Source organism: Streptomyces sp. URMC 123, from assembly GCF_051386515.1.
Taxonomy (GTDB): domain Bacteria; phylum Actinomycetota; class Actinomycetes; order Streptomycetales; family Streptomycetaceae; genus Streptomyces.
In genome coordinates this window covers 1-11,218 of the sequence record NZ_JBPQTV010000209.1, presented here as the reverse complement: position 1 = coordinate 11,218, position 11,218 = coordinate 1, and the positions used below count along the sequence as shown (strand labels likewise).

The 11,218-nt window shown below is 75.9% G+C and carries 9 protein-coding genes; 3 read left to right on the top strand and 6 right to left on the bottom strand.

Translation table 11 applies throughout. From position 1 onward, the window contains the following. Window positions 1-35: 35 nt before the first annotated feature. A complete protein-coding gene (locus ACSNOD_RS21690) occupies window positions 36-1,046 on the top strand; it encodes an LLM class F420-dependent oxidoreductase (protein ID WP_436768669.1) in 1,011 nt (336 codons plus the stop codon). A gap of 55 nt (window positions 1,047-1,101) precedes the next feature. On the opposite strand, the gene ACSNOD_RS21685 is transcribed toward ACSNOD_RS21690, so the two are convergent. The 4 genes from ACSNOD_RS21685 to ACSNOD_RS21670 form a co-directional block, all read right to left on the bottom strand. Next, window positions 1,102-1,893 (bottom strand): maleylpyruvate isomerase family mycothiol-dependent enzyme, encoded by a 792-nt coding sequence (locus ACSNOD_RS21685; protein WP_436768668.1) that lies wholly within the window; start codon window positions 1,891-1,893, stop codon window positions 1,102-1,104. 112 nt (window positions 1,894-2,005) lie between these two features. Continuing rightward, on the bottom strand, window positions 2,006-3,115 hold the full coding sequence (locus ACSNOD_RS21680; protein ID WP_436768667.1) for a prenyltransferase: 1,110 nt from the start codon (window positions 3,113-3,115) through the stop codon (window positions 2,006-2,008). Then, window positions 3,112-3,870: a class I SAM-dependent methyltransferase gene (locus tag ACSNOD_RS21675; RefSeq protein WP_436768666.1), complete on the bottom strand. Its 759-nt coding sequence runs from the start codon at window positions 3,868-3,870 to the stop codon at window positions 3,112-3,114. The genes ACSNOD_RS21680 and ACSNOD_RS21675 overlap by 4 nt, the downstream gene beginning before the upstream one ends. Window positions 3,871-3,985: 115 nt before the next feature. Then, window positions 3,986-5,374, bottom strand: a complete 1,389-nt coding sequence (locus ACSNOD_RS21670) for a glycosyltransferase family 4 protein (RefSeq protein ID WP_436768665.1) — start codon at window positions 5,372-5,374, stop codon at window positions 3,986-3,988. Between the two features lie 392 nt (window positions 5,375-5,766). On the opposite strand from ACSNOD_RS21670, the gene ACSNOD_RS21665 reads away from it, so the two are divergent. Further along, entirely contained in the window at window positions 5,767-6,414 is a 648-nt protein-coding gene (locus ACSNOD_RS21665; protein ID WP_436768664.1) for a TetR family transcriptional regulator, read from the top strand. A gap of 269 nt (window positions 6,415-6,683) precedes the next feature. Then, entirely contained in the window at window positions 6,684-7,289 is a 606-nt protein-coding gene (locus ACSNOD_RS21660; protein WP_436768663.1) for a LuxR C-terminal-related transcriptional regulator, read from the top strand. Window positions 7,290-7,325: 36 nt separating this feature from the next. Here ACSNOD_RS21660 and ACSNOD_RS21655 read toward each other — a convergent pair whose 3' ends face one another. Both ACSNOD_RS21655 and ACSNOD_RS21650 read right to left on the bottom strand, forming a co-directional pair. After that, window positions 7,326-9,206 (bottom strand): ATP-binding cassette domain-containing protein, encoded by a 1,881-nt coding sequence (locus ACSNOD_RS21655; RefSeq protein ID WP_436768662.1) that lies wholly within the window; start codon window positions 9,204-9,206, stop codon window positions 7,326-7,328. Continuing rightward, window positions 9,199-11,127, bottom strand: a complete 1,929-nt coding sequence (locus ACSNOD_RS21650) for an ABC transporter ATP-binding protein (protein WP_436768661.1) — start codon at window positions 11,125-11,127, stop codon at window positions 9,199-9,201. Before ACSNOD_RS21650 ends, ACSNOD_RS21655 begins: the two co-directional genes overlap by 8 nt. Window positions 11,128-11,218: the final 91 nt, after the last annotated feature.

The window sequence follows — 11,218 nt, the reverse complement described above, 5'->3', positions numbered from 1 at the left end:
GGCCGGGCGGCGCGCAAGACGACGGGAGGCGGTCGATGCGGCTCGGACTGGCACTCGGCTACTGGGGCCGCGGCCCCGACCCGCGCCACCTGGAGCTCGCCCTGGCGGCCGAGCGGCTGGGCTACGACTCGGTGTGGACGGCGGAGGCCTGGGGCTCCGACGCCTTCACCCCGCTCACCTGGATCGCGGCCCGCACCCGCCGCATCCGGCTGGGCACGGCGGTCGCGCAGATGGCCGCCCGCTCCCCCACGGCGACCGCGATGCACGCGCTCACCCTGGACCACCTCTCCGGCGGCCGGATGCTGCTGGGGCTCGGGCTCTCCGGCCCGCAGGTCGTCGAGGGCTGGTACGGCCGGCCGTTCCCGCGCAGCCCGCTGACCGCGACCCGCGAGTACGTGGCGGTGGTGCGGCAGGCGCTGCGCCGGGCGGGCCCGGTGGAGTTCGAGGGGCGGTTCCACTCCCACCCCTACGCCGGCCCGGACGGCACCGGGCTCGGCAAGCCCCTCAAGCCGATCCTGCACCCGGCGCGCCCGGATCTGCCGGTGCTGCTGGGCGCGGAGGGTCCCAAGAACGTGGCGCAGACCGTGCGCATCGCGGACGGCTGGCTGCCGCTGTACTGGTCGCCGACCCGGCCGGAGGCGTACGGCGACGCCCTGGCCGCGATACCGCCGGGGTTCATGGTGGCGCCGCTGGTCCCGGCCGCGGTCTGCGACGACCTCGCCGAGGGGCTGCTGCCGGTCAAGGCGATGCTCGGCTTCTACGTGGGCGGCATGGGACACGGCCGGCGCAACTTCCACGCCGACCTCATGGCGCGCATGGGGTACGGGGACGAGGCGCGGCGGGTCCAGGAGCTGTTCGCCTCGGGCCGCAGGACGGACGCGGTGAACGCGGTGCCGGACGCCTTCGCGGACGAGATCTCCCTCGTGGGGCCGCGCGAGCGGATCGCGGAGCGGCTGGTGCTGTGGCGCGCCGGGCCCGTGACGGATCTGCTGGTCACGGGGGTCGACGAGAGGACCCTGCGGGTGCTGGCCGAGCTCACCTCCTGACCGCCCCGGCCCTGACCGCCAACGGTCCCGACCGCCCCGGGCCGGTGAGGGCGCCTCAGCCGAAGGTCGCCCGCTCCAGCCAGAAGTCGAGCAACTCGGCCTCGCCCAGCAGCTCGACGCGGTCGCTGGTCACGGGCAGCCGCCGGTAGAACGCCAGCAGCACGTCGGCGAGCGAACCGCGCAGCGCCACCGTGGCCTTGTCGTGGGCGCGGCGCCAGGTGAAGCCGGACTCGCCGAGCTCGATCAGCCACTCGGCCCGCAGTTCCCCGGGCGCGTCCGTGGCGTGCAGATGGATCGTCTGGCCGGTGCCGCGCAGCTCCGTGAGTTTCGGCTCCATGACGGCCAGGTTCGGGCTGGCGAGGATCTCCAGCCACTCGTCGATCGTGTCGGCCGCGACCTCGGGCGCGACGGTGAACCCGCCTCCGACGGCGAGCACCGCGTCCGCCCGGTGCACCACGGTCTCGTGGGTGACACGCCGGGCCCAGGCGCCCGTGGTCGCGGTGTCCATCCAGGCCCAGACGCCGAGGTCGGGGCCGGCCTCGCGCAGGGTGCGGGCGCAGGTCTCGGCGCCCTCGGCCAGCCAGGCGAGCAGGGCGTCCGGCTCGTCGTCGGCGGGGCCGGGGGTGCCGGGCACGGCGTCCCACGGGACGGGCCCGGCGGCGCGGGTGGTGACGATCGTGGTCACCCAGCGATGCGCCCCGCCCACGTGCCGCACCAGCTCGCCGAGTGTCCACTCGGGACAGGTGGGCACCGTCGCCGTGAGGTCGGCGCCGGTGACGGCGGTCCTCAACTGCTCTGTCTGGGCGGTGATTTCGGCACAGTATCGGCCGTGGTCCAGAAGCGTCATGACCGCACCCTACGACACCTCCCCCGGCGCCCCACCGTGGTTTTTCCGGGGCCCGGGGACCGGCCCCCGCCCCGGAATTGTTTCCGACGCCGGGCCGGGGCCGGGGCGGCGCTCAGCGCGGCTCGGGGGCCGCGCAGTCGCAGTCCGGCTCGAGACCCGCCGGCAGCCGCTCGCCGCCGAAGACCGCCGTCGTCGCCTCGTCGCCGCCGAGCGCCGCCACGGCCAGCAGCAGCGCCCCGGCCGTCCAGGTCGTCTGCTCGCGCGGCCAGATCGCGTCGTCCTCGAAGACGTACCCCGTCCAGTACATGCCGTTGTCCGCGCGCAGGTGACCGATCCAGCGCAGGATCTCCACGGCGCGGTCGGACTCCCCCATCACCCACAGGGCGAGCGCGAGTTCCGCGCTCTCGCCGCCCGTGACCCACGGGTTCGGCAGCACGCAGCGCACCCCGAGGCCGGGCACCACGAAGTCGTCCCACCGGGAGTCGATGCGCTCCCTGGCGGCCGCGCCGGTCAGCGCCCCGCCGAGGATCGGGTAGTACCAGTCCATGGAGTAGCGGTCCTTGTCGAGGAACCGCTCGGGGTGGTGGCGCACGGCGTGGCCCAGCGCCCCGGCGGCCAGCTCCCAGTCGGGCTGGGGCTCCTCGCGCTGCTCGGCGATGGCCAGGGCGCAGCGCAGCGCCTGGTGGATGGAGGAGGAGCCGGTGAGCAGCGCGTCGGTGACGGGGGTGTCGCCGTCCTCGACGGCCTCGCGCTTCCAGCCGATCTGCCCGCCGGGCTGCTGGAGGGCGAGGACGAACTCGATGGCGGCGTGGACGGTGGGCCACATGCTGTCGAGGAAGGTGTCGTCGCCGGTGGAGAGGTAGTGGTGCCAGGCGCCGACGGCGATGTAGGCGCAGAAGTTGGTCTCGCGGGCGCGGTCGGTGGGCCGGTCGGGGTCGCCGTCGGCGTAGGCCGCGTACCAGGAGCCGTCGGGGTTCTGGTGGTCGGCGAGCCAGCGGTAGGCGGCCTCGGCGCGCTCGTGCTCGCCCGCGGCGTCGAGGGCCATGGCGGCCTCGATGTGGTCCCAGGGGTCGAGGTGGTGGCCGCGGAACCAGGGTATGGCGCCGTCGGGCCGCTGCGCGGCGAGGATGCCGGCGACGGTGCGGGCGGCCTGCTCGGCGGTGAGCACGCCGGGCAGCACGAGGCGTTCGGTGCGGCCGGGGCCGCGGGGGTGGGACGTCACGCGGTCACCTCGGCCCGGTCGTCACCGCTGAGCGGCGCGGGGGTGTGCGGCTTGGTGGCGTAGGCCACGAAGCTCTTGCCGATGAGCGGGTTGAGGGCGCGCTCGGCGACCCGGGTGGCCAGCGGCTTCTTCATGATGTCCCAGACCAGCAGCTGGTGGTACGCCTTCACCGGCAGCGCCTTGTCGTTGTCGACGCCGAAGGCGCACTTGAGCCACCAGTAGGGGCTGTGCAGGCCGTGGGCGTGGTGGGTGCCGTACGGGCGCAGGCCGGCCTCGCGCATCTTGGCGAGGAGCTCGTCGGCCTTGTAGATGCGGATGTGGCCGCCCTCCACCTCGTGGTAGGCGTCGGAGAGGGCCCAGCAGATCTTCTCGGGGCCGTAGCGGGGCACGGTGACGGCGATGCGGCCGCCGGGCCGCAGGACCCGCACCATCTCGGCGAGCACGCCCTTGTCGTCCGGGATGTGCTCCATGACCTCGGAGATGATGACGACGTCGAAGCTGTCGTCGGGGAAGGGCAGGGCGAGCGCGTCGCCCTCCATGGCGGTGGCGGTGGCGCCGGCCGGGGCCTCGCCCGCCTCCTTCATCGCGGCGAACCACTTGGCGACCTCGCGGATCTCCTCGGCGTTGCGGTCGAGGGCCACGACGTGGGCGCCGCGCCGGTAGCACTCGAAGGCGTGACGTCCGGCACCGCAGCCCAGATCGAGGACGCGGTCGCCCGCGGCGAGTGGGAAGCGGGAGAAGTCGACGGTCAGCACGGGGGTCTGCCTTCCTGGCGGGTTCGGACTCGGGCGCCGGGACGGCCGGCGATGGAACGGTTCTGCGGAGGCGGTGGGCCGGGTTCCGCGGCGGCGGCGGGCCGGCGGGGCGTGCTCAGATCGCGCGGGCGGGGGCCTTGGGCGGCGCCGGGCGGCGGCGCGCACCGGACTGGGCGGCGATGGCGGCGCGGTAGTGCCCCACCGTGCCCAGGGCGGCCTGTTCCCAGGTGAAGCGGCGCAGCACCCGCTCCCGCCCCGCGGCCCCGAGTCTGCGGCGCAGCTCCTCGCCCCCGGCGGGGTCCAGGAGCCGGCCGAGGGCGACGGCCAGCGCGCCCGCGTCGCCGGGCGGCACGGCGAGGCAGGTCTCGCCATCGGGCCCGGCGACCTCGGGGATGGCGCCGCCGGTGGTGGCGACCAGCGGGGTGCCGGTGGCCATGGCCTCGGCGGCGGGCAGCGAGAAGCCCTCGTACAGGGAGGGGACGCAGGCCACTTGGGCGCCGCGCACCAGGTCCACGAGCTGCCGGTCGGTGATGCCCTTGACGAACTCGATGGCGCCGGCGAGCCCGTAGCGCTCGATGGCGGCGGCGACCGGGCCGTCCTCCGCCCGCTTGCCGACCACCACCAGGTGCGCGTGCGGCACCTCGGTGCGGAGCTTGGCGAGCGCCTCGACGAGGTGGACCAGGCCCTTGAGCGGGACGTCGGCGCTGGAGGTGGTGACGATGCGGCCCGGTATCTCGGGGACCGCGGGGTCGGGGCTGAACAGCGCGGTGTCGGCGCCGATGGGGACCACGTGGACGCGGTCCGGGCGCACCCCGAGGTCCTCGACGATCTCCTGGCGGGAGGAGCCGGAGACGGTGAGCACCGACGGCAGGCGCCCGGCCACCCGCTTCTGCATGCGGGTGAAGCCGTACCAGCGGCGGACGGAGGCGCGCCGCTTCCAGTCGGCGGCGGCCCGCAGATCGAGCCTGCGGTCGACGGTGATGGGGTGGTGCACGGTGGTGACCAGCGGGAAGCCGAGGCGGGGCAGGTCGAGCAGGCCGTAGCCGAGGGTCTGGTTGTCGTGCACGACGTCGAAGGCGCCGCGGCGGGCGGCGAGGTGCCGGCGGGCGCGCAGGCTGAAGGTGAGCGGCTCGGGGAAGCCGCCGGTCCACATGGTGGCGACCTCGAGGGCGTCGATCCAGTCCCGGAACTCCTCGCGCGCGGGGGTGCGGAAGGGGTCCGGCTGGCGGTAGAGGTCGAGGCTGGGCAGCTCGGTGAGGCGGAGCCGGCCGGGGGCGGCGGCGTGGTCGTCGAGCACGGGGTACGGCTGGGCCCCGATCACCTCGACGGTGTGCCCGAGCCGGGCGAGCTCGCGGGAGAGGTGGCGGACGTAGACGCCCTGGCCGCCGCAGAACGGGTTGCCCTTGTAGGTGAGCAGGGCGATGCGCAGCGGGCGGTCGGCGTCCGCGGCGGGCGCCCCCGCAGGGGGGAGAGGCGCGGCTGCCTGTGCGGCCTCAGCGGTCACTCAGGACCCCCTTCTACTGCGGTTCCGCCGGAGCGTAACCGGTCGCGCTAATCTAGAACAAGTTTCAGACTTGATCGTTCAGAGAGCTTTGAATCTACCGGCCGGGAGCCTTCCCGAAAGAGCCGGAACAGGTGATTCACGCCACGAGCGGGGCCCTGTCATGCTGGTGGATCTCCGCGCCGCGCCGGGTGGATCTCCGGGGTCCGCCGGGGGCGTCGGGACCGGGGACGCCGGGACCGGGGACGCCGGAGCCACGGGCACCGGAACCGCGGGCATGACGGTCGTGGGCGCCGGGCGGGCTTCCCCGCGGGTTCCCACGGGTTCCCGCGCGAGCCCGGCCCCGGCGGCCGGTGGAGTCGTACAACAGGCTCTCGGGCCATGGAACGGGACACATGACGACAGAACCCAGACCCGCCGCCGCACCTCTGACGGAACGTCAGGAGGCCCGGCGGCGCCGGATTCTGCGGGCCAGCGCGGAGCTCGCCGGCCGGGGCGGCTTCGACGCGGTGCAGATGCGGGAGGTCGCCGAACGGTCACGGGTGGCGCTCGGCACGCTCTACCGCTACTTCCCCTCCAAGGTGCATCTGCTCGTGGCCACGATGCACGACCAGCTGGAGCGGATGCGGGCGACCCTGCGCAAGCGCCCGCCCACCGAGGAGGACCCGGCCGCCCGCGTGGTCCGCACGCTGATGCGGGCCTTCCGCTCGATGCAGCGCGAGCCGCAGCTCGCCGAGGCGATGGTGCGGGCGCTGACCTTCGCCGACCGGTCGGTCAACGCGGAGGTGGACGCGGTGTCCCGGCTGACCACCGCGATCGTCCTGGAGGCGATGCGGCCGGCCGGGCCGCCCACGCCCCAGCAGCTGTCGGCGGTGCGGGTCATCATCCACACCTGGCACTCCGCGCTGATCACCTGGCTGGCGGGGCGGGCCTCCATCGCCCAGGTCCGGGCGGACATCGAGACGGTGTGCCGGCTGATCGGGGACCCGGGGGCAGGCGGGCCGGCGCCCGGCGGGGGGCGGACCGAGGTCACCGGGCGCTGACGAGCCGGCGGCCCGCGGCGAGCACCGTACGACCGGCGGCACGCGGCGGGCACCGTACGACCGGCGGCGCTCCGGATGGCGATTGCCAGGAGCGCGTGCGACGCGCACTTCCCCGACGCCCCCCGCATCGGCGCACGGCCCGGCGCGAGTGCGCCCCCGCGCTCCCTCATGGCGAGATTCGCGCGTCCCAGACCGGGCACTCGCCGGTATGAATGACGACTGCACGCGAAGCGTGGCCGAAAACGCGGGGTTTCTCGAAGGGGCAGAACGTGATCCGGGTTCTTCTGGTGCACGACACCTATCTGATGCGGTCGGCGCTGGTGGCTCTGTTGGGGAGGGAGGGGGATCTGGAAGTGACACCGGCGTCCTGGCGCACCGCGCCCAGCAGAGCGCGATCGTTACAGCCACATGTCTGCGTGGTCGATGTCGACTGTCCGGGCTCGGCGACGCTCACCGCCGCCGCGGAGTTCGCCAAGCACGCGGTGGGCCGGGGGTCGGCGCTGCTGGTGCTGGCGACCTCCAGCAGGCCGGGGCTGCTGCGGCGGGCCTTCGACGCCAGGGCCAAGGGATATGTCAACAAGGACGCCGACCCGCAACGGCTGGTCGACGGCATACGCCAGGTGGCGGCGGGCGAGCGGTTCATCGACGAATCGCTCGCCTTCGACTTTCTCCAGGCTGCCGAGATGCCGCTCACGCCCCGCGAGTTGAGCGTGCTCTCGCTGGCCGCCGAGGGCGCGACCATCGCGGAGATAGCCGGCAGCCTCCATTTGTCCCATGGGACCGTTCGCAACTACATGGCCTCGATCACCCGTAAGACCGGGGCGCGCAACCGGGTCGACGCCATCCGCATATCCCGGGGCGCCGGCTGGCTCTGAGGGGCGCGGGCCCACCACCGGGGGATTGCGACGGCCTCAGCGGCCGCTCGGCTGTTCGGCACCGTTCCGCCGACCGGGACCGACCAGCGACGACCGACCGCCGACCGACCAGTCGCCCACGAGATCGCGGTAGAGCGGGGAGCGCTCCATCAGCTCCCCGTGACCGCCGAGCACGGCCTCGACGCCGTCCATCACCAGCACCCGGTCCGCCCGCCGGGCCGAGCTGATCCGATGGGCGACGACGACCAGGGTCCCGCCGGGGCGCGCCGCGAAGGCGCGCTCCGCGCGGGCCTCGGCCGCCGGGTCGAGGTGACAGGTCGCCTCGTCCAGCAGCACCACGGGGGCGGGCGCGAGATGGGCCCGTGCCAGCGCGACGAGCTGGCGCTCCCCGGCGGAGAGGGCCGCCGGGTCCACGGTCGCGTCCAGGCCCCCCAGCCGGCACAGCAGGCCGTCCAGGCCGACGGCGCGCGCGGAGGCGAGGACCGCGGCGTCCGTGACAGCGCCCGGGTGCGCGTCCGACCGTGCGTCCGGGTGCGCGTCCGGGCAGAGATAGCGCAGGTTGTCCCGGAGGGTGCCGGTGAAGACGTACGCCTCCTGCGGTACGAGGACGGGCCGGCCGCCGCGGACCACGACCTCGCCGCCGTGGGGCCGCAGCAGCCCCGCCACGAGCCCGGCGAGCGTCGACTTGCCGATGCCGCTGGGGCCCACGACGGCCAGGTGGCCGCCCACGGGCACGGAGAGGGTCAGGTTCTCCACGACGGGCTCGGCGTGGGCGCCGTAGGCGAAGGTGAGCCCGCGCAGCTCGACGGCGGGCGCGGAGGGGGAGGCCGCCGGTACGGGCTCGGGCGGGACCGCCGGTACGGGCTCGGGCGGGGCGACGGGGGCCGTGGGAGTGCCGTCACCGGCCAGTCGGCGCACCACGACCGCGAGCCGCGAGCCGGCCGTGCCCAGGCCGTGCAGCAGGCTCTGCAGGGCCGGTGCCAGGGACTGGGTCAGATAGACGAACGCGCCCACCAGGGCCCCCGCGCCGACGCCGTGGGAGAGCAGCCAGGGGGCGGCTACCAGCAGCAGCACCACCGGCAGCCGACCGCCGACGCCGAGGGCGAGCACCCGCAGCACACCCCAGCGGGCCAGGGAGCGCGCGGCCCGCAGCTCCGCCTCGATCCGGGCGTCCGCGGCCCGCGCCATCCGCTCCTCGGCGCCGGCGGCGGTGATGTCCCGCACCCCCGCCACGAGCCGCCCCACCTCCTCGGAGACGGCCTCGTCCGCCACGAGGAACGCCTCCTGACGGCGGGCCATCGGGCGCAGGGTGGCGGCGAACAGGCCCAGTCCGAGCAGCAGCGGCGGCACGACGACCAACAGCAGCGCCGGGGCGAGGGCGAACAGGCCGAGCAGCGCGCCGGCGGCGGTGAAGAGGAAGGAGCGCGCCACCATCACCACGCCGGCGAAGGTGTCGCGGGCGATCTCCACCTGGTGGGTGAGGCGGGAGACGGCGGCCGTGTCGGCGCGGTGCGGGGCGCGTACGGCGTCGTGCAGCCCGCGCGTCACCACCCGGCGGACCAGGCCGTCCCGGAGCGGCTCGGTCAGCGCGGCTACCGCTCGGTAGACCCGGCCGGTGCCGAAGGCGCCGACGATCACCGCGGCGGCGGCCGCGCCGAGCCAGGCGAGCCCGACGGCCGTGCGGCCGGCCAGGAATCCCCCGTCGAGGGAGCGCGCAAGTGCATATCCGGTCAGAAAAGTCTGTGCGGCCTCCAGAACGGACCAGCCGGCGAGCGCGGCGAGCACCGCCCCGCGGCGGAGGAGGAAGCGCACCCCCTCGGCGGCCGGCCCCTGCCTGTCGCCGCTGGTCGGACGCGTACGGCCGCGCGGGGCGGCGTGCTTCGGGCGTCGCACGGCGGGGCGCGCCGAGTCACTCATGGCTCTCCGCTCCCGTACGGCGGCGCTCAGGGCGCGTGAGGGGGGCGCGCGAATTGGGGGCGTACGCCCCGCGCACGGAAGCGGGGTGTGGAGGCGCGGCGTCGGCGGCGGCGCGGGATTCCGGTACGGCTACGGGCCCCCGCTCCGCGATCGACAGGGCGCCGTCGGAGGGCGGGGTGCCGTCGGCGGGCAGCGGGTCGGAAAGGGAGGGCGGGTCGGTCGTCGCGTCGGCCGCGGTGAAGACCGCCCGGTACGCGGGGAGCCGCCACAGCCACGCGTGCGGGCCGACCGCCCGGACGCGCCCGTTCTCCAGCCAGGCGACCGCGTCGGCCCGGGCCGCGGTGGTGACCCGATGGGCCACGATCAGCCGGGTCCGCCCGGCCAGGGCGGTGAACAGCACGTCCCCGACGCGGCGTTCGGTGACCGTGTCCAGGCTGGAGGTCGCGTCGTCCAGCACGAGCAGCCGGCCCGGGTGGGCGAACGCGCGGGCCAGGCCGAGGCGTTGCGCCTCGCCGCCGGACAGGGGCGCCTCGGCGCAGGGCGTCTCGTAGCCCCGGGGCAGCCGCCGGATGAAGGGCTCGGCGCAGGCCGCGCGGGCGGCGCGGGCGACCCGGCCCGCGACGGCCGGGCCCGGCGGCGGGGCGGCCTCCGGGGCGGCGAGGTCGATCGTGGCGGCGAGCGTGCCGCCGAGCAGCGCCGGGCGCTCGAAGGCGTACGAGATCGCGCGGCGCAGCTCGGCGCGGCTCAGCTCCGGCAGCGGCACGCCGTCCAGGGTCACCGTGCCCTCGTCCGGGTCGGCGAGCCGGCCCGCGGCCGCCGCCAGCGAGGACTTGCCCGAGCCGGAGCGGCCGACCACGGCCAGGGACGTGCCGCCCGGCACCACCAGGTCGACGCCGTCGAGCACCGCGCGGCCCCCGCGGACCGCCGTCACCCCGCGGAACGCCAGGGTGCCGGGGCCGCCCGGCGGCAGGGCCCGCGTCCCGTGGCCGGGGGCGGGCACGGCGAGCACCTCGCGGAGCCGGGCCGTGGCCGCGCGGGCCCGCACCAGCCCGTTGACGTGGCCGACCAGCACGCCGATGCCGGTCGCGAGCACCGCGTAGCGGGCGGCGGCCAGCAGCCCGCCCACCGTCATCTCCCCCGCGGCGACCCGCAGTCCGGCCACCGCCAGCACGGTGATCTGCAGCAGCGGTACGAGGGCGGCGGCCTGCGCGGTGGCCCGGCCCTGCACCCGCCACATCCGCAGGCCCTGACGGCTCAGCTCCGGCAGCGGGCCCAGCACGCGGGCGCGCTCGCGGTCGGCGGTGCGCGCGGCGGCGATCGTACGGGCGCCGGACAGCGCCTCCACCAGGCGGCCCGCGATCTCCCCCTGGGCCCGCTGGTAGCGGGCGGCGCTGTCCGAGGTGCCGCGGACGAAGGACTTGAGCAGCAGCGCGAGGGCGGGCATGCCGAGCAGGAAGGCGGCGGCGAGCCAGGGGTCGATCAGGGCGAGGGCCACGAGGCCGCCGACCGGTGTGGCGACCGCGGCGGCGGTCGCGGCCCGCGCGGCCGGGGCGGTGCCGGCCTGGGCGGCGTTGCCCACCAGCCGGGTGACCAGGTCGCCCTGGGTGCCCCGGCTCTCGGGGCGGGGCCCGAGGGCGAGCACGTGCCGCAGGGCGCGGCGGCGCAGGCCGGCGGTGGCGTGGGCGTTGGTGGTCGCGGTGAGGAGTCCGTCGAGGGCGTCCAGCGCGACGAGCAGCGCGGTCAGGGCGGCGCAGATCGCCACCCAGCGGGTGGCCTCCGGCCCGGGGGCGGTGGGCCGTGCGGTGAGGAGGTCGAGGGCGCGGCCCATGGCGGCGGGCAGGGCGAGGCCGATGGCGGCGGAGGTGGTGGTGAGCGAGGCGATCGCGACGCAGCGGTACGCGATGCGGGGTGTCGTGACCATGGTGTCTCCCTCGTCGGGCCGGCCCGTTGGCCTCCGGCCCGGTCCACCTCCCACATCGGCGCCTTCGGCGCCGGGTTTTTCTCCCACCCAC